Source organism: Pseudomonas tolaasii NCPPB 2192 (genome assembly GCF_002813445.1).
Classification (GTDB): domain Bacteria; phylum Pseudomonadota; class Gammaproteobacteria; order Pseudomonadales; family Pseudomonadaceae; genus Aquipseudomonas; species Aquipseudomonas tolaasii.
This window is the reverse complement of the sequence record NZ_PHHD01000001.1, coordinates 6,635,689-6,654,549: the sequence shown is the minus strand read 5'-3', so window position 1 is coordinate 6,654,549 and position 18,861 is coordinate 6,635,689. Positions and strand designations below refer to the sequence as shown.

General features: G+C 54.9%; 18 protein-coding genes. 17 read left to right on the top strand and 1 reads right to left on the bottom strand.

All coding sequences use genetic code 11. The annotated features are described in order from the left end of the window. Positions 1 to 283: 283 nt before the first annotated feature. Genes rluC through ATI14_RS30415 form a run of 3 tightly spaced genes read left to right on the top strand, consistent with a single transcriptional unit; the run spans position 284 to position 2,897 of the window. Positions 284 to 1,243 (top strand): 23S rRNA pseudouridine(955/2504/2580) synthase RluC, encoded by a 960-nt coding sequence (gene rluC / locus ATI14_RS30425; protein WP_016973682.1) that lies wholly within the window; start codon positions 284 to 286, stop codon positions 1,241 to 1,243. Continuing rightward, positions 1,230 to 1,892: an HAD-IA family hydrolase gene (locus tag ATI14_RS30420; protein WP_016973681.1), complete on the top strand. Its 663-nt coding sequence runs from the start codon at positions 1,230 to 1,232 to the stop codon at positions 1,890 to 1,892. Before rluC ends, ATI14_RS30420 begins: the two co-directional genes overlap by 14 nt. 21 nt (positions 1,893 to 1,913) lie before the next feature. Continuing rightward, complete coding sequence (locus ATI14_RS30415) at positions 1,914 to 2,897, top strand: S49 family peptidase (protein WP_016973680.1); 984 nt, start codon at positions 1,914 to 1,916, stop codon at positions 2,895 to 2,897. 133 nt (positions 2,898 to 3,030) lie between these two features. Here the strand turns inward: ATI14_RS30415 and ATI14_RS30410 are convergent, their stop codons facing one another. Further along, positions 3,031 to 3,609, bottom strand: a complete 579-nt coding sequence (locus tag ATI14_RS30410; protein WP_016973679.1) for a Maf family protein — start codon at positions 3,607 to 3,609, stop codon at positions 3,031 to 3,033. A gap of 105 nt (positions 3,610 to 3,714) precedes the next feature. On the opposite strand from ATI14_RS30410, the gene ATI14_RS30405 reads away from it, so the two are divergent. The 14 genes from ATI14_RS30405 (at position 3,715) to ATI14_RS30340 (ending at position 18,317) form a co-directional block, all read left to right on the top strand. Continuing rightward, the gene (locus ATI14_RS30405) at positions 3,715 to 4,245 is read left to right on the top strand and encodes a YceD family protein (RefSeq protein WP_080519892.1); all 531 of its coding nucleotides are present in this window, start codon (positions 3,715 to 3,717) and stop codon (positions 4,243 to 4,245) included. 13 nt (positions 4,246 to 4,258) lie between these two features. Further along, a complete protein-coding gene (gene rpmF, locus ATI14_RS30400) occupies positions 4,259 to 4,441 on the top strand; it encodes a 50S ribosomal protein L32 (protein WP_003179396.1) in 183 nt (60 codons plus the stop codon). Positions 4,442 to 4,445: 4 nt separating this feature from the next. Further along, positions 4,446 to 5,456: a phosphate acyltransferase PlsX gene (gene plsX, locus ATI14_RS30395; protein WP_016973678.1), complete on the top strand. Its 1,011-nt coding sequence runs from the start codon at positions 4,446 to 4,448 to the stop codon at positions 5,454 to 5,456. Positions 5,457 to 5,582: 126 nt separating this feature from the next. After that, positions 5,583 to 6,521 carry an ACP S-malonyltransferase gene (gene fabD, locus ATI14_RS30390; protein ID WP_016973677.1) on the top strand — a complete coding sequence of 313 codons (939 nt, stop codon included), beginning with the start codon at positions 5,583 to 5,585 and terminating at the stop codon, positions 6,519 to 6,521. A 26-nt stretch (positions 6,522 to 6,547) separates the two neighbouring features. Then, positions 6,548 to 7,291 (top strand): 3-oxoacyl-ACP reductase FabG, encoded by a 744-nt coding sequence (fabG, locus tag ATI14_RS30385; protein WP_005790544.1) that lies wholly within the window; start codon positions 6,548 to 6,550, stop codon positions 7,289 to 7,291. Between the two features lie 192 nt (positions 7,292 to 7,483). Beyond that, the gene (gene acpP / locus ATI14_RS30380; protein ID WP_016973676.1) at positions 7,484 to 7,720 is read left to right on the top strand and encodes an acyl carrier protein; all 237 of its coding nucleotides are present in this window, start codon (positions 7,484 to 7,486) and stop codon (positions 7,718 to 7,720) included. A gap of 128 nt (positions 7,721 to 7,848) precedes the next feature. Beyond that, complete coding sequence (fabF, locus tag ATI14_RS30375) at positions 7,849 to 9,093, top strand: beta-ketoacyl-ACP synthase II (RefSeq protein WP_016973675.1); 1,245 nt, start codon at positions 7,849 to 7,851, stop codon at positions 9,091 to 9,093. Further along, positions 9,093 to 9,908, top strand: a complete 816-nt coding sequence (gene pabC, locus ATI14_RS30370) for an aminodeoxychorismate lyase (protein WP_016973674.1) — start codon at positions 9,093 to 9,095, stop codon at positions 9,906 to 9,908. Before fabF ends, pabC begins: the two co-directional genes overlap by 1 nt. 1 nt (position 9,909) lies before the next feature. Further along, complete coding sequence (gene mltG / locus ATI14_RS30365) at positions 9,910 to 11,046, top strand: endolytic transglycosylase MltG (protein WP_016973673.1); 1,137 nt, start codon at positions 9,910 to 9,912, stop codon at positions 11,044 to 11,046. Between the two features lie 257 nt (positions 11,047 to 11,303). After that, a complete protein-coding gene (gene tmk / locus ATI14_RS30360) occupies positions 11,304 to 11,939 on the top strand; it encodes a dTMP kinase (protein WP_080519893.1) in 636 nt (211 codons plus the stop codon). A gap of 13 nt (positions 11,940 to 11,952) precedes the next feature. Beyond that, the gene (locus tag ATI14_RS30355; protein WP_080519894.1) at positions 11,953 to 13,944 is read left to right on the top strand and encodes a hypothetical protein; all 1,992 of its coding nucleotides are present in this window, start codon (positions 11,953 to 11,955) and stop codon (positions 13,942 to 13,944) included. A 3-nt stretch (positions 13,945 to 13,947) separates the two neighbouring features. Next, positions 13,948 to 16,008, top strand: coding sequence for a tyrosine-type recombinase/integrase (locus ATI14_RS30350; protein ID WP_080519895.1), 2,061 nt, complete (start codon positions 13,948 to 13,950; stop codon positions 16,006 to 16,008). 43 nt (positions 16,009 to 16,051) lie between these two features. Then, the gene (locus ATI14_RS30345) at positions 16,052 to 17,026 is read left to right on the top strand and encodes a hypothetical protein (protein ID WP_080519896.1); all 975 of its coding nucleotides are present in this window, start codon (positions 16,052 to 16,054) and stop codon (positions 17,024 to 17,026) included. Between the two features lies 1 nt (position 17,027). Further along, a complete protein-coding gene (locus ATI14_RS30340; protein WP_080519897.1) occupies positions 17,028 to 18,317 on the top strand; it encodes a site-specific integrase in 1,290 nt (429 codons plus the stop codon). Positions 18,318 to 18,861 lie beyond the last annotated feature (544 nt).

The following is an 18,861-nucleotide window of genomic DNA, read 5'->3' as shown; positions in this document are numbered from 1 at the left end:
ACTGCACTTTGTGAACTGGCCGTAAATATCGGCGCAGAACGCGAGTATTCACTCTGCTTTCTGCACTCGCTTCAGGCCTCATGTCACCTGCGCTTGTTACAATCTTGAGCCTTCCAGGGTGGCGAAAGCCCCGTAGGACGGCCTCGCGTCCTGATGAATTGCGATGGTCAGGGCCGGCAGTTTGCCGCAAGTCCTCTGGCCAGGCCGCTTTTGGCGGCGTTCGCGACTATAGCAGCAATGATTAAGTGCTTCAATTCCATAAAAAATTGTTATCATCGCCGCCATGACGACTCCCGACCCCCAGACCCCCAGCGTCCAGCTGCTTGAGGTCTCGCCGGAATATGCCGGCCAACGCATCGACAATTTTCTCCTGGCCAGGCTCAAAGGCGTGCCCAAGACCTTGATTTACCGCATCTTGCGTAAAGGCGAAGTGCGGGTGAACAAGGGGCGGATCAAGCCTGAGTACAAGCTGCAGGCGGGCGATATCGTCCGTGTGCCGCCGGTCCGTGTGCCTGAGCGCGACGAGCCCGTGCCGCTGGCCCAGGGCTTGCTGCAGCGTCTTGAGGCATCGATTGTCTTTGAAGATAACAAGCTGATCGTGATCAACAAGCCTTGCGGCATTGCGGTTCACGGCGGCAGCGGCCTGAATTTCGGCGTGATCGAAGCCTTCCGTCAGTTGCGCCCCGATGCCAAGGAGCTGGAGCTGGTCCATCGCCTGGACCGCGACACCTCCGGCCTGCTGATGATCGCCAAGAAGCGCAGCATGCTGCGCCACCTGCACACCGCCCTGCGTGGCGATGGCGTGGACAAGCGCTACATGGCGCTGGTGCGTGGCAACTGGGCCAGTTCGATCAAGAGCGTTCGCGCGCCGTTGCAGAAGAGCAACCTGCGTTCCGGCGAGCGTATGGTCGAAGTGGACGAGGAGGGCAAAGAGGCGCTGACCCTGTTCAAGGTGCTGCGCCGCTTCGGCGATTTCGCGACTATGGTCGAGGCCAAGCCTGTGACCGGGCGGACACACCAGATTCGCGTGCACACCCTGCACGCAGGCCATTGCATTGCCGGCGACACCAAATACGGCGACGAGGATTTCTCCAAAGAGATCCGCGATCTGGGCGGCAAGCGCCTGTTCCTGCACGCTTACATGTTGACCGTGCCGTTGCCCGATGGCGGTGAACTGAAGCTGCAGGCGCCGGTCGATGAAATGTGGGCCAAGACCGTGGAGCGTTTGAGTGTCGCACCCTGATTACAAGCTGCTGATTTTTGACTGGGACGGCACCTTGTGTAATTCCATTGGCCGCATCGTGGAGTCCATGCACATGGCCTCGACCCGCTCGGGCTTTGAGCTGTGCACCGATCTGGCGGTCAAGGGGATTATCGGCCTGGGGTTGCCTGAGGCGATCCGTACGCTTTACCCGCAGATCAGCGATGCTGAACTGGTGGCCTTTCGCGATCACTACGCGGATCACTATATTGCGTTGGAGGCGACGCCTTCGCCGTTGTTTGACGGCGTGGCGCAGTCGCTCGAAGCCTTTCGCGCCGAGGGTTATCGCTTGGCGGTGGCAACCGGCAAGGCGCGTCGCGGGCTTGATCGCGTACTCAAGGCGCATGGCTTTGAAGCGTATTTCGATATCACTCGCGCCGCTGATGAAACCGCCAGCAAGCCCCATCCGCTGATGCTTGAGCAGATTCTCGCGCACTGTGGTGTTGCGCCGCGCCAGGCCTTGATGGTGGGCGATGCGTCCTTCGACCTGATGATGGCGCGCAATGCGGGCATGGACAGCGTGGCAGTCAGCTATGGCGCCCAGTCTGCCGAAGCATTGCAGCAATACGAGCCGCGGCTGACGATTGATCATTTTTCCGAATTGCAGGCCTGGCTGAGCCGGGCCCAATAAGTCTTTGCTGGGGTTGATGGCATGAGTGACGAGTGGAAAGCGCCTGAAAAGGCCGAGAGCAATGACGAGAAAAGCTGGAAGCTGCTGGAAAAAACGCTGCTCGCCAGTGTGCAGGAGCAGCGTCGTTCGCGGCGTTGGGGGATTTTCTTCAAGCTGCTGACCTTTGTTTACCTGCTCGGCATGCTCGCCTTGTTCAGCCCGTTGATGGACATGGAAAAAAGCGCCACCCGTGGCAGCAACTACACCGCGCTGATCGAGGTGCGCGGGGTGATCGCCGACAAGGAGTCCGCCAGCGCTGACAATATCGTCAGCAGCCTGCGCGCCGCGTTCGAGGATCCCAAGGTCAAAGGTGTGATCCTGCGTATCAACAGCCCGGGCGGCAGCCCGGTGCAGTCGGGTTATGTGTACGACGAGATTCGTCGTCTGCGCGCGTTGCATCCGGATACCAAGCTGTACGCGGTGATTGCCGACCTCGGCGCTTCAGGTGCCTATTACATCGCCAGTGCTGCTGACCAGATTTATGCCGACAAGGCCAGCCTAGTGGGCTCCATTGGCGTGACGGCGGCCGGTTACGGGTTTGTCGGCACCATGGAAAAACTGGGGGTGGAGCGTCGTACTTACACGTCGGGCGAGCACAAGTCCTTTCTTGATCCGTTCCAGCCGCAAAAGGCTGATGAAACCCAGTTCTGGCAAGGCGTGCTCGACACCACTCACCGTCAGTTCATCGCCAGCGTGAAGCAGGGGCGTGGGGATCGCCTGAAGGACAAGGATCATCCGGAGTTGTTTTCCGGCCTGGTGTGGTCAGGCGAGCAGGCGTTGCCGCTGGGCTTGATCGACGGCCTGGGCAGTGCGAGTTCGGTGGCGCGGGACGTGATCGGCGAGAAGGAACTGGTGGATTTCACCGTTCAGGAATCGCCGTTTGATCGGTTCTCCAAGAAGCTCGGCGCCAGCGTGGCGGAGAAGCTGGCGCTGTACATGGGCTTCCAGGGGCCGACCCTGCGCTGAAATTTCAGCTCTGCTGAAGAGTCAGGTGTGGGAGCGGGCTTGCCCGCGATTTCGGTAGTTCAGCCAGCCTTTATATTGGCTGATACACCGCTATCGCAGGCAAGCCAGCTCCCATATTTGGTTTGAGGTGTGTTTAAGGGATTTGTACGCCTTCAGCCAGCAGCATGCCCACCAGGCTAATCAAGGGAAGGCCGATCAGGCTGGTCGCATCCGGCCCTTCTGTGCTCTGGAACAGGCTTACCCCCAGCCCCTCGGCCTTGAAGCTGCCCGCGCAGTCATACGGTTGCTCAATTCGCAGGTAACGTTCGATTCGCTCAACGTCCAGTTCGCGCATCTGCACGGTGAACGGCACGCAGTCCACCTGGCAGTGCCCGGTCTCGGTGTTCAGCAGTGCGAGGCCGGTGAGAAAACTGACCCGTTTGCCGCTGGCTGCCAGCAATTGGTCTCGCGCGTTCTCAAAGGTGTGGGGTTTGCCGATGATGCGGCCTTCCAGTGCGGCCACCTGGTCGGAGCCGATGATCAGGTGCCCCGGGTGGCTGGCGGCGAGGGCACGAGCTTTCTGCTCGGCGAGGCGTTTGACCAGTTCGGCGGCAGGCTCATTGGCGCGACGGCTTTCGTCAATGTCCGGCGAGCTGCAGATGAACGGCAGGTGCAGGCGGCTCAGCAATTCCCGGCGATAAACCGAGCTGGATGCAAGTAATAAAGGCAGCATGGGCGTCTCCTCAGGGCAGGCGGGGATTCTAGCGGGGCGACCGGCTGACGCACAGGGCCGAATTTTCTTTGACATGGCCGGGTGCATCCCTATAATGCTGCGCCTATGTTGAATGACCCGATTCCACCTCACGTTGACCCGCGCAAATTGGCTGATCGTGGCACTTCCTTTCAAGGTGAGTTGCTGCTGGCCGATTTGGAGAGACTCTGCGACCCGCTTTCCGACACTGTCGGTACGGTGCAGGCCAAATTCGTTTTTGAACGAGATGAACGTAAGTCTGTGGTAATCCACAGCTTTATCGACACCGAAGTCAAAATGGTTTGCCAGCGTTGTCTTGAGCTGGTCACCCTGCCGATCCACAGCGAGTGCAGTTATGCTGTGGTGAAGGAGGGTGCGAATACCCAGTCGTTGCCGAAAGGTTATGACGTGCTGGAACTGGGCGAAGATCCTTTGGATCTGCATGCACTGATCGAGGAGGAGCTTCTGCTCGCCTTGCCCATTGTGCCTGCTCATCATCCGGAAGAATGCCAGCAGCCGGCGGGCCTCGATGACGAGCCCGAACCGAGCGAGGACGAGGTAACGCGGTCCAACCCGTTCAGTGTATTGGCGCAGTTAAAGCGTGACCCAAACGTTTAGGAGTTAATCAATTATGGCTGTTCAGCAGAACAAAAAATCCCGCTCCGCCCGTGACATGCGCCGTTCGCACGACGCTCTCGAGGCTAGCACCCTGTCCGTAGAAAAGACCACCGGTGAAGTTCACCTGCGTCACCACGTATCGCCAGAAGGCGTATACCGTGGCCGTAAAGTGATCGACAAGGGCGCTGACGAGTAATCACTTGTCTGCTCTAGTCATCGCGATAGACGCAATGGGCGGGGACTTCGGTCCCCGCAGCATTGTTCAGGCCTGCATTGCCAGCCTGTCCGCTACACCCTCGTTGCACCTGACCCTTGTCGGTCAACCCTCCTTACTTGAAGAACTGATTGCCAGCCATCCGGCGGTGGATCGCGCGCGCCTGAGCATTACGCCGGCCAGCGAAACCATCAGCATGGATGACAAGCCGGCGGCGGCCCTGCGTGGCAAGCCCGACTCTTCAATGCGGGTGGCCCTTGAGCTGCTGCGCGACGGCAAGGTGCAAGCCTGCGTCAGTGCCGGCAATACCGGGGCGCTGATGGCCCTGTCGCGGCATGTGCTCAAGACCCTGCCGGGGATTGACCGGCCGGCGATGGTCGCGGCGATACCCACGCAAAAAGGCTACTGTCAGCTGTTGGACCTGGGCGCGAACGTCGATTGCAGCGCCGAGCACCTGCTCCAGTTTGCCGTCATGGGCTCGGTGGCCGCCGAAGCGCTGGGCGTGGCCCGGCCTCGTGTGGCGCTGCTGAACATCGGCACCGAAGACATCAAGGGCAATCAGCAGGTCAAGCTGGCCGCCACCTTGTTGCAAGGCGCGCGGGGCTTGAACTACGTCGGCTTTGTCGAAGGGGATGGCCTGTACCGCGGCGAAGCCGATGTGGTGGTGTGCGATGGGTTTGTCGGCAATATCCTGCTCAAATCCAGCGAGGGTCTGGCGACCATGATCGCCACGCGTATCGAGGCGTTGTTCAAACGTAACCTGGCGTCGCGTATGGTGGGCGCCCTGGCGCTGCCGTTGATGAAGCGCCTGCAGGCTGACCTGGCGCCGGCGCGGCATAACGGTGCGAGCTTTCTGGGCTTGCAGGGCATCGTGATAAAAAGCCACGGCTCGGCCGGCGTGCAGGGTTTTCAAAGTGCGATTGCTCGAGCGTTGATCGAGATTCAGGAAAACCTGCCGCAACGCTTGCACGGCCGTCTCGAGGATCTGTTGCCTTAGGCGAATCGGCCCGGGAATGCTTAAATGTGACCGGCCAGTTCAATTGACCATCCAATCTGTCAGTTTCGTGCGCTCCCACCGTAGGAGTGCACATTTTTGACGACCAGATCATTAGGGGCTTGTTACATGTCTACATCCCTCGCATTCGTCTTCCCAGGGCAGGGTTCGCAGTCCCTCGGCATGTTGGCCGAGCTGGGCGCGCAACATCCGCAGGTCTTGGAAACCTTCAAGGAAGCTTCCGACGCTCTGGGTTACGACCTGTGGGCGCTGACCCAGCAAGGGCCGGAAGAGCAACTCAATCAAACCGACAAAACCCAACCGGCCATCCTGACCGCTTCGATCGCCTTGTGGCGCTTGTGGCTGGCCGAAGGTGGTGCACGCCCGGCGTTCGTCGCCGGTCACAGCCTGGGTGAATACAGCGCTTTGGTGGCCGCGGGCAGCCTGACCCTCGGCGAGGCCGTCAAACTGGTCGAGCGTCGTGGTCAACTGATGCAGGAGGCCGTACCGGCCGGTCAGGGCGGCATGGCCGCTATTCTGGGCCTGGACGATGCCGTCGTGATTGAAGCCTGCGCCGAAGCGGCTCAAGGCGAAGTGGTCAGCGCGGTGAACTTCAACTCCCCTGGCCAGGTGGTGATCGCCGGCGCCAAGGCCGCTGTTGAACGTGCCATCGAAGGCTGCAAAGCCCGTGGCGCCAAGCGCGCATTGCCGTTGCCGGTGAGCGTGCCGTCCCATTGCGAGCTGATGCGCCCGGCCGCCGAGCGTTTTGCCGAGTCCATCGCCGCCATCAACTGGCAGGCGCCGCAGATTCCGCTGGTGCAGAACGTCAGCGCGGCCGTCGCCGCCGACCTCGACACCCTCAAGCGTGACCTGCTGGAGCAACTGTACAAGCCGGTGCGCTGGGTTGAATCGGTCCAGACCCTGGCCGCCAACGGCGCCACCGAGTTGGTCGAGTGCGGCCCGGGCAAGGTCCTGGCCGGCCTGAACAAGCGCTGCGCCGACGGCGTATCGACTGCCAACCTCAATACACCTGACGCCTTCGCTGCCGCTCGCGCGGCGCTGGCCTGAACCCCTTGAACGAAGGAGAAGCCTGCATGAGTCTGCAAGGTAAAGTTGCACTGGTTACCGGCGCCAGCCGTGGCATTGGCCAGGCGATCGCCCTGGAACTGGGCCGTCAGGGCGCCGTTGTGATCGGTACCGCCACATCCGCCTCGGGCGCCGAGCGTATCGCCGCGACCCTGAAGGAAAACGGCGTGCAAGGCACCGGCCTTGAGCTGAACGTGACCAGCGATGAATCGGTTGCAGCAGTGCTGGCCGAGATCACCGCTCAGTTCGGCGCGCCGGCGATTCTGGTGAACAACGCCGGTATCACCCGCGACAACCTGATGATGCGCATGAAAGACGACGAGTGGTACGACGTGGTCGATACCAACTTGAACAGTCTGTTTCGCCTGTCCAAGGGCGTTTTGCGCGGCATGACCAAGGCGCGTTGGGGCCGAATTATCAATATTGGCTCCGTAGTGGGTGCCATGGGCAACGCAGGCCAAGTAAACTACGCGTCCGCCAAGGCCGGTCTGGAAGGTTTCAGCCGTGCACTGGCGCGTGAAGTCGGTTCGCGTTCGATTACGGTCAACTCGGTGGCCCCAGGGTTCATCGACACCGATATGACCCGCGAACTGCCCGAAGCACAGCGTGAAGCCTTGCTGACCCAGATTCCGCTGGGCCGTCTGGGCCAGGCTCAAGAGATCGCCAATGTGGTCACTTTCCTGGCATCCGACGGTGCGGCATACGTGACTGGGGCTACAATCCCGGTGAACGGCGGGATGTACATGAGTTAAATTGTGACGGATCGCTTCAAAAAAATGTCATACGAGCTGTCTAAAATCCGTTATAAAGCTGCAACTTAATTTATAGGCAGGTGGTCGACCGGGTACAGGGTGAAGCTTTCAGTTGAAAAGCTGAAAAGCCTTTCTATACACTTACCCACTGGCCAGCTGCCTGAATTTGTCCATTAGGAGTGAAAACAAGGTATGAGCACCATCGAAGAGCGCGTCAAGAAAATCGTTGCCGAGCAACTGGGCGTTAAAGAAGAAGAAGTGACCAACTCCGCTTCCTTCGTTGAAGACCTGGGTGCCGACTCCCTTGACACCGTTGAGCTGGTGATGGCTCTGGAAGAGGAATTCGAGACCGAAATCCCGGACGAAGAAGCTGAAAAAATCACTACTGTTCAAGCTGCTATCGACTACGTTACTGCCCACCAGGCGTAATAGTTTGTAAGTCGTCGCTTGCTGTCAGGGAAAAACCGCACTGCTGTAACGGCGTGCGGTTTTTTCTTTAGCGGTGATGAAAAGTGAGCTCTGAAGCAAAGTGTCGTCATTAGAAAAAGGAGAGTGCTGTGTCGCGTAGACGCGTCGTAGTCACCGGTATGGGTATGTTGTCGCCACTGGGTACGGATGTGCCGAGCAGTTGGCAGGGCATTCTGGCTGGCCACAGTGGTATTGGTCTGATCGAACACACGGACCTTTCTGCCTATTCCACCCGTTTTGGCGGCTCGGTAAAGGGCTTCAATGTCGAGGAATACCTCTCGGTCAAAGAGGCCCGCAAACTCGACCTGTTTATTCAATACGGCCTGGCCGCCGGTTTTCAGGCAGTGCGCAATGCCGGCCTGGAAGTCACCGACGCCAACCGTGAGCGCATCGGCGTGGCCATGGGTTCGGGTATTGGCGGTTTGACCAATATCGAGGAAACCAGCCGCACGCTGCACGATTCCGGTCCTCGTCGAATTTCACCGTTCTTCGTACCGGGCTCGATCATCAATATGATTTCCGGTTTCCTGTCCATCCATCTGGGTGCCCAGGGGCCTAACTACGCCATCGCCACGGCGTGCACCACCGGCACGCACTGCATCGGCATGGCGGCACGCAACATTGCCTATGACGAAGCGGACGTGATGATCGCCGGCGGCGCCGAAATGGCCGCCTGCGGCCTCGGCATGGGCGGCTTCGGCGCGTCCCGTGCGCTGTCGACCCGCAACGACGAACCGACCCGCGCCAGCCGCCCTTGGGACAAGGGCCGGGATGGTTTCGTGTTGTCCGACGGCGCCGGCGCCCTGGTGCTGGAAGAGCTGGAGCATGCCAAGGCGCGTGGAGCCACCATCTACGCCGAGCTGATCGGTTTTGGCATGAGCGGTGACGCTTACCACATGACCTCGCCACCGTCTGACGGTGCCGGCGCCGCGCGTTGCATTTCCAACGCCCTGCGCGATGCGAAGGTCAACGCCAACCAGGTGCAGTACATCAACGCACACGGCACGTCGACCCCGGCGGGTGACCTGGCGGAAGCCGAGGCGATCAAGTCGGTGTTCGGCGAGCACGCCTACAAGCTGGCGGTCAGTTCCACCAAGTCCATGACCGGCCACTTGTTGGGCGCCGCGGGGGCGGTCGAGGCGATCTTCAGCGTGATGGCCATCAAGGACCAGGTCGCGCCGCCGACCATCAACCTCGATGAGCCGGACGAAGGCTGCGACCTCAACTTCGTGCCGCACGAAGCCCAACCGATGCCGATCGATGTGGTGATCTCCAACTCGTTCGGCTTTGGCGGCACCAACGGTTCCCTGGTGTTCCGCCGGTTCGCCGAGTGATGGACAGCTGGGTCGACGGTCTGCCGGCGGACAGCGTGCCTCTGAAAGATCGCGGCCTTGCCTATGGCGATGGCCTGTTTGAAACCATCGCGGTCAAGGCCGGGCAGCCCGTGCTGCTCGACCGTCACCTGCAACGCCTCGCCGAGGGTTGCAGGCGCCTTGCTTTCGTGGCGGATCACGCACTGATCCGCAGCGAAGTGCTGGCCTACGCCATGGCCCTTGGCGACGGTGTGCTCAAATTGATGCTTACCCGCGGCGATAGCCAGCGCGGTTATGGCATCAACCCCGGCGCGCCTGTGCGCCGTATTCTGCAGGGCAATCCGCCCGCTACCTATCCCGAAGCTCATGGAATCGATGGCATCCGCCTGTTTCCGTGCGCCACCCGCTTGGCCGAGCAGCCGTTGCTGGCCGGTCTCAAGCACCTCAACCGCCTTGAACAAGTGATTGCCCGCGCCGAGTGGCAAGACGCCGCGCATGCCGAAGGCTTGATGCTGGATGTGTCCGGTCGCGTGGTCGAAGGCGTATTCAGTAACCTGTTTATGGTGACTGACGGCGTCCTTATGACCGCTGATCTGAATCGCTGTGGCGTTGCCGGCGTGATGCGCGCCGAGATTCTGGCTCAGGCGCAAGCGCTGGGCGTCCCGGTGGCCGTGGCTGACATCAGCCTTGAACAGTTGCAAGCGGCTGATGAAGTCTTTGTCTGCAACAGCGTATATGGCATTTGGCCGGTGCGCGGCTGCGCTGCGATGAGCTGGCCGGTTGGGCCGCTCACCCGTAAACTGCAGGGCATTGTTCGCGCGCTATTGGATATTTGAGTTGATACGAAAACTGGTTTTACTGCTGCAGATCAGCCTGGTCTCGGCGGCGTTGCTGCTGGGCTTTTCGGCCTGGAAGCTCGACTCCGCATTGAAGCAGCCCCTGAAGCTGACTCAGGAACAATTGCTCGACGTGCCTGCCGGAGCAACCCCGACGGGCACTTTCAATCGCCTTGAAACCGAAGGCGTGCTCGACGATGCCTTCTGGTTGCGCCTGTATTGGCGCTTCAATCTTGAGGGCCAGCCGCTGCACAGTGGCGAATACCGCATGACGCCCGGTCTGACCGCCGAGGGCCTGATCGGCCTGTGGCAACGGGGTGAAGTGGTGCAATACAGCCTGACCCTCGTCGAGGGCTGGAATTTCCGCCAGGTGCGTTCGGCCCTGGCCAAGCACGAGAAGATCGTGCAGACCTTGTCGGGCCTCAGCGACAGCGAAGTGATGGACAAACTTGGCCACCCCGGCGTGTTCCCCGAAGGGCGCTTCTTTCCTGACACTTACCGCTTCGTGCGCGGCATGACCGACGTCGACTTCCTGAAAAAAGCCTATAACCGCCTCGACGACGTACTTGCCCAAGAGTGGAGCAAACGCGCCGCCGATGCGCCGTACACCGACCCGTATCAAGCGCTGATCATGGCCTCGCTGGTCGAGAAGGAAACCGGCGTGCCCGAGGAGCGTGGGCAGATTGCCGGGGTGTTCGTGCGCCGCATGAAAGTCGGCATGTTGCTGCAAACCGATCCGACCGTCATTTACGGCCTGGGTGAACGCTACAACGGCAAGTTGACCCGCGCGCACCTCAAGGAAGCCAACCCTTACAACACCTACATGGTCGCCGGCCTGCCGCCCACGCCCATCGCCATGGTCGGCCGCGAGGCGATCCATGCGGCGCTGAACCCGGTTCCCGGCAGCAGCCTGTATTTCGTCGCCCGGGGCGATGGCAGCCACATTTTCTCCGATGACCTGGATGCGCATAATGCCGCCGTGCGCGAGTTCCAGCTCAAGCGTCGTGCCGATTACCGTTCCAGCCCGGCGCCGGCGGTCAAGCCGCCGGAAGATTCGGTGCCACCGGCTGAGGCACCCGCTGAAACGCCGGCCACCGAGCCTGCGCCGGCCACCACCGCGCCGCAAAGCCCGCAATGACTCTGACTAAGGACTGCCTGTGACTGGCTTGTTTATCACCCTGGAAGGCCCGGAAGGCGCCTTATATCTCTTGGTGAGTCAACGTAAACCAGTGTCGTTATAGTCTCCTATAGAAAAATGTAAACTACCCACATAGGGTAATTATTCTGGTGATACGGCGTACAGCCCTTCTTGCACGTACGTTTTAGTCCTTGACGCCTATCTGACTCGTCTCCATCATGTAAACCACTTAAGTCTTTCTGCAGTGGTGAATCTCAATGTCAAATGGATGCCTGATCGTCTGCGACGGTAATAACGGAGCTGGTAAATCGTCGGTGATCAAGCATCTCAGCGGGTGGTTGAGCGAGGCGGGTCATCACGTTTTAGTGACGCGTGAGCCTGGTGGAACTCCGATTGGAGAAAAGATCAGGGAGGTGGTACTTGATCCATCCACCCCTGAGCTTTGCGATACGACTGAACTGCTTCTGTTTGCCGCTGCTAGGGCTCAGCACCTTCAAGAGAAAATCATCCCAGCCATTGAGGGTGGAGCGATTGTGATCTGTGACCGCTTCACACCCGCCACCATCGCATTTCAGCACTTTGGTCGAGGCCTGCCATTGGATCGTGTACTGGCGATCAATGAGATCGCTCTGGGTGGCTTCAAGCCTGACTTGAATATCATTTTAGATATCGATCCTGCGGTAGGCATGCAGCGTGTCGCCGGCCGGGGAGAGGTCTTGGATAGGATGGAGTTGCAGAAGGCGGATTTCCTATCGCGTGCTCGTCATGGCTTTCTAGTCCAAGCCCAGGAAAATCCAGACACCTTTGCGGTTGTGGACGCCTCTCAAAGTTTTGAGGCTGTTGCTGCAGACATAAGAGCGGTAGTAGAGGAGTTGTTGGCTCGCTTGGTATAACAAGGAGCCATATATGCGATACCTCTCCATGTATCACGCTGAGCTATCAGCGACGTCCGCAGATGCAAAGGTCATCCTCGCAAATTATATAGAGCATCCGCTGTTCAGTTTTACGGATGCTTTGTGCTGCGGTTTTCACTACGTGTTTATAAAATATGTACCAGATGTCAGTTATTCGAAAGGGTATGCTCTGCGTTCGGCGATAAAGGATTTTCTAGATTTCAGGCAAGATCACAATAATAAGCTCCACCCTGACCTTCATCTAAAGGGGGTTGGGGATATCGGTGTTGAACAGTTTAAGCTTTTTATGGATAGGTTGCGGCGCAATGGCCAAACGCTCTATCCTGCGAGAAGCATAAGATCCGCAGTTTTAAAAGTGGCAAACCACAACGATGATGGCCTTCCACTGTTAACGTTGCCTAGCGTATTGATTAAAACTCAGGTGAGAGAGCCACTCGATGAGGCGGCCGACGCCAGTTTTTATGAATCGATGCGGTCGGAAGTTGATAATATGCGATTCATGCTTGAGTTTCGCAAGCAGGTTGAACTCGCTGAACCATATCGCTTGGACGAAATCCGTCCTTTGATCTCAGAGCTCTTGTTGATCAGTAAAAAATCAGAATGGGTTATTGATCCTGCGCGAGCATTGAAGACTCTTATGTTGGATGGTTACCCATTTAGGGTTACTAAATCCGACTCTACGGCATTGCGCAAAAAAATCCGAAAAATACCATATGTACAATCAATAATCCGTCCTAGCGAATTTGTATTAAGTTGCTGTCTGCCTTATAGTTATTCCATTCTCAGAAAGCAAACACCAGACTCAATTGCTTATGATGATCTGGTGCGAATGTATTATCCTACTGCACAAAATCAAGCAACTCTGGGGCTTTTCATTCAGCGACAGTCGAGTTGGAACAAAGAGACAGTTATAGCCATCGATAAAAATCACTTTCTGCACCCTATGTCTGAGGTTGCGCATTCTGATGTGGTTCTTGTTGTGTCTGAAAAAGAAAAATCCCAATCGGCTAACAAAAACTATGCGTCTCCAAAACTCGCAAAAGCAATGTCAACCAGATCAGATAGGTACTCCATTTTTAACTTGATGGAGCTTGCTAAGACTCTGTCAGAACCTCTCGCTGAAGTTGTGAATAGCTCGGACAGTTTCGCCCTGGATGATCCGCTGAGACGGTCGATATTCCTATGTCTATCTGAGCATGAATCTGACTGGCAAATCAAAGAGTCCGGCCCTGATATCAGAGTAAACTCGCTGAAAAATCAGAAATATTGGAACATTGGTGTCGCTGAGTTTTTGGGCAAACACCAACTGGTTGACGCCGGTGTGCCACTTAAAAGCGCGATTGACCTGGAGGGGCGGCTTAGGGTGACGTGGGAATACTACAACGCCAAAAAAACCAAGCATCCTTTATCGCTAACCGCCCTGCAACTCGGCCATTCCAGCCTTGAAACCACGAGTGCTCATTACGACAGTTCAGCCATGGCTATCAACGATAGAAAGGTGCGCTATCGGAGCATTCAGGAAGAGTTGATGGAAAAATTCCGAAGTAATAAGTTTCACGGAATTGTCGGTAGCACTGTGCGGGCGAAGTCGGCTGATCCCACCTTTCGTATCTTTACGATCATGGGGCATGAGTGTGCACTGTGGGCTTGTATAGATTCCAGTAAGCCAGACTATCCAGAGGCGGTTGAGCTATTTAAGAATGAGCGTTGTACTCGCTTAGATAAGTGCTTGTTTTGCAGCCGAATCTACGTACTTGGAGACTCATTACCTTTCCTAATGGAGCGGTTATCAACACTTCAGCGCGCCGTCGAGGCGGACGAAGGACGCCTTGAGGTGCACAAAGATGAAATTGAGATTTTGGAGTATCTCCTTAGCATTTGGGGCAACCAATCTGCGATTGCTGAAGCACTTGTTTACATGAGGGAATACGAGGCATTACTCCCGTTCGATATGCGCTCGCTCATCGCCTACATTGAGGATTAACTTGTGTCTAAAAATAATGCTCAAGATGACGATGATTCTTTCCAGTCCATTTTGGATGAGATTGAGCGCGAAGCGTCTGATGCGGCCGATGCATACTTCTCGGAGTTGTATGAGGCGTCTCATGGTGGATTTGAGGGAGTTTGCAAGCAGCAACTGAGTGGGCTGGTGACGAAGCTGGCCGTGTCGCCTGATGGGTGTTTCCCCGTTTCAGAATATTCCAGTTACAACCAAATGCGATGGGTGTTGTTGCGTTCTGAAGGTTTTAAGGATGTTGTAGTTTATATTGATCGTGCTCGGGAAGACTTGCAGGAGTTGAAGCGAGCTATTTGTTATCACTTCATACCCCATTTTCATCCGATTGGTACCATTCGAAGTTTTCGATCAACTGATACCTATAGCGATGGTTTTCGTTATGTGCAGCGGCATATTTTTGAAGCGAATTTTTTAAACGCTTCTCCAGAACATATCGCCGTCATCACTGCAGGACTTTTGAATGCTGCATTAGATGATGCACGGGACTCTGGAGTGATGCGCGCTTATTGGTTACTATTTTTCCATATCAATTTCTGGATTTTTTTGTCCGTCGAAAGGCTGATTCCTGAAGAGTTCTGCCTACAGGTAGATTTGAACGATGTTGACACCATAGCGCGTCGAAAAGATATTCAGGAGGTGATTCGAATTTCGCTCGTAGGCTGGAAGCCTTTTTCGGAAGACGAATTACGTGACCTATTAACCTATTCTTTCTATTGGATTGATAAAGGCATTCCGGTAATTAATGAAGTGTTAGACTATTGCAAGGTTCGGCCGGAGATTGATAAAAAATATTATAGTTATGGTAAACGCGATCTCGAATTTGAGGCAGTGGTTGGTAAAGAAGTAGACGGCGTTGTGATAGTTGGGTTTTCGCACACTCCTCAGAAAATAAAACAAACGGGTAGTGGCGGTAAAGCTCTTTCCTATTACACGAATTTGTACACTTGGCGTAAAGGGTTTATGTACGCTGTAGACAGGGTGCGAAACGCGATCTTCATTCTCTTCGGTCTAATGACAGGGCTGCGCAGGCGTGAGCTGGCTCCGCTTCAGTTTGACGACGTTTACAAGAAAAAAAGTGACGGTCTCTGGTATGTTTCTTTCGTCAGGTTTAAAACCAGTGACGATCCCAATTATTTTGGGGAAGCTGATGAGATCCCTCTCCCTGACTACTTAGGAGATGCGATTGCGTCTTATAAGAAGCTTAGAGAGTTTGATAAGTACATGCTCAAGGGGTACTTATTCCAGCCTGTGATTCCGACCCATGAGATGAATCAAGTTGACAGGATGATCACTAAGGTTGCCGTTAATCTCTCTGCGGAGGTTGGTGTTGACGGTCTCCATATTCATCGTTTTAGAAAAACGATTGCTGAAATATTGATTAATAAATCCGAACGTAATATTGATATTATTCGGATGCTTTTTGGTCATTCAAGTTATGTCATGGGGCTACGGTATATTGCAAGGAATCCCTTCTTGGTTTCATCTGTTGTCGAGACCTTGAGAGAGCACTTCGCCAAAGATTTTGTTGATATTCTCCAATCTATCAATTCCGGCGTTTATGCTGGAGAGGCTGCCAATGGTCTTGCTGGTCGCATGGCTGGTAGGCCGGACATTTTTGTCGGGAAGCTTTTGAAGCTTACTGTTCTCGAGTATGTCTCTCACATGTTTCAAGGCGGGGAGGCTGTCTTGGTTCAACGTACGACGCTTAGTACGTTTTGTATGAGCGGCCTTATTCACGCTGGGGAGTTTCTACCTCCGTGCATCGCTGATCGGGTGAATCTGATTTATCCAGTAAGCCCGGACGTATCGAGCTGCCATATTCATTGTTCTCGCAATTTAGTGTTAGGTTCTGCTCAAGGTTCGATCGAACAGAATCTAAAGTTTTACAAGACGATCAGGTCATCCTCGAAAAAACTCAGTTACGCCGCCCAGTTCGAATTGGATCAAAAGATCAGTATTAACGAGAAGCTGCTTGGAGAGTTGTTGCACCCTAAATCACCTGTTGTCGAGCGTGAGGTGTCGCAATCATGATCAGCCATTTACGTAAACGACAGAAGAGCAGGGGAACGCGATAATGACTGCAGTTAATACTGAACAGCGGCTCAAAAAAATCATCTGCGATCATTACCTCAGCGGCTCTTTAGAACGCCTTACTATGATCGAGGTTTGCGCCCGCGCGGAAATCTCTCGACAGGCTTTTCATAAATTTTATAGCCATCTCAAGCCGTATCTGACTGGGGCCAGGAATGTTGATGAGTTGCTGGTCGGAGACCAATCTGATGCCAGCAAAACAATCATCCAGTGCCAGAAATTGGTTAGGGAGGCACAAGCCGAACTGAGGTATGTGAAGGAAAACCAGCAGAAGGAGCACCAGAAGCTTGAGGGAAATATTTTAACGACCCTCATGAATGGTGACGTGCTAATCCATCACTCTCGAGAGCTTACTAACGAACTAAAGAAAAAGGCGCTCCATAACGAGATCCTCAAGCGAAATCTCCTAGAGAAGGAACTTGAACTATCAGAAAGCCGTGGTTTGAGCAACGCTGTAAAGCAGCAGGGCAAGCCTGAATCCATGATTATGAAGTTCCAGTTAGATACTCGGGATGCTGTTGCCAGATATTCAGAGACACAAGATTTATCTGGTTATTACGGAGATAAAGCTCTCGCGGTTAGTAAGCTCAAGGAAAAACTACAGAAATTCCTGAAGAAATGTGTTATCAGAGTTGTAATTTTTCAGAATCGTTTCATTTCCTCATTCGATAAGTTCCTCGAGAAAAACTTTCATCCAGCGGACGCTGTTGTGGTGATTGATTTGCCTCTTGCATCCAGATCCGAAATTCGGGACTTCGTCCGTGGTTTGGTCGATGCAAGGCCACTCGAGATATTCGTTCCGTATTGTGACAGCGAGGCGACGATCAAAGCCCAGCGCGGCTTTTTGTATGGCCAGATCCCCGTTCCTGAATTTCGTAGCTTCGATAAAGAGCCGCTACCTAGTATTCAGGATGGTTTTGATCGTGTAGTGGTGTCTAAAATTGCCCAAGGAGATTGAGATGCTCGAGATCTCCAGAAAGCTAATTACCTATGCGTGCCCATTGTCGGGTAAGGAAACCACTCACTACATACTGATTGCGGAAAGCGGGCAAAAGCGTGTGCTTCTAAGCCATGCTAACCTTTACCTTCGCGCTTTCACAGCACAGTCCGAAGATACATCCAATAGATACTCCCATTTAATTTCTAAGTTCTATCGATACTTGTCTACCACCGCTAAGTATGAAGGGGTAGAGCTTTATCAGTATCATGCGCTCGTAGATAACGATGATTTGAAAAATTGGCAGGTTCATCGAGCTATTAAGCGTCAGGCAAAACAGTCCTTGAAACCTAGTACAGCTACGATTATTGATGAGGGTAAACTCGTCTACGGATTCTTCTACTGGTTGGATTCTGAAGGTTATTCTAGTTGCTTAAATTTCAAGCTAAAAACCTGGCAGCCTAATTTCAAGAACGAGGACTTGCTCAGCTATATCAAACGTGAAGCGCGCGTTGCATTGGATGGTAAAGGCATTAAAGCCTTGGATCGTGATTGGCGACAGAAGCAAAGCTATTCACTGATCACGAACCAGGAGATCAGGGATTTTGTTGGTGGGTTTCATGATCCTGTTTACGTAGCGATGTTCATGCTTGCGTTGGGCACCGCGATGCGCCCTATGGATCTTTGTGATTTCCCCTATGCGGGCAATGGGTTTAATCGACATATCCAGCCACATGAAAACATGACGTTCGATGAAGAAACGGTTGAATACCGAATCTATTTTAGTAAAGGCAAAAAGCACCGTACCATCAGAATTCATCAAGGGGATCTTAAAGCTTTAGCCGATAACTATACGAATACACTTTACCCGCCTAGGGCAGAGTTATACGCCAAAAAGTATGGTAAGCCTTGCCCACCTTCGATTCTGTTTTTGAATGCCGCTGGGGAGCCTGTGACACCTAGGATGGTAGCGACTCGCTCCACTGCCGCGAAAGTGCGGGCTGTACGCAATGGTTCGAAAATGCGCTCTGATGTTTGCTTCTATGACAGCAGACATTGGTGGCCAACCATGTTTTTGATCAAGCGATTTGGGTCGGGATTGCTGGGTGAGCTTAGTGAAGTAAAAGACATTGCTGCAATGGAAGTGCTGAAAGCGCAGATGGGCCACGCTCACCTGCATACTACCTACGATCACTATGTTGATGTGGCCCGTGTTCTGTTGCTTGCGCACGAAGGCTATGTGAACGAGCTTTATATCAACGCGGATCAGACAGTCAGTGAGTTTCTCAGCGAGCCAGTATTCAAAAATTAATTTCGAGAACTTCGTGCTGAGGTTCGACGACCACCCGCCCCTGGAAGGTAAGGCCAAGTAGCCGAAGAAACTCAAGAAAAAGTGGCCTGTGGCTTAGATCCACATTGTGTTTTGCCGACCGGCAGATCCGCTGACCAAAGCCTATTGATGGTCGTCTATGTGTATCCGAGTTCGCGTGCAGCTTCAGGACGGCTGTAGCCCCGTGCCTCCAATAGCTGAACCTGTTCCTTCATGGCCTGGGATTCAGTCAACACTGGTGCTGCCTCAGTAATGATGCAAAGCCTACCTCGCGATACTTTCAGCGACTTTCCTGACTCGTAGTTTGAGGATGGTTCACATTGTCTCTGCTTTGGGCTTGCCCCCTTCGGGGTACGGCTGGCGTGAACCAAACCCTGACTGCGTCAGGTTTTTGCCCTCCGGGCTTTCATCCTCAAGCCTTTGGCCCAGAGGGCCGGCGCGCTCCGCTTGCGCTACAGCTTATCTTGCAACAAATCACGAACGGCGCGAAGCAGCGCGGTGCAGAAATGCCCGCGCTTTGGATGCG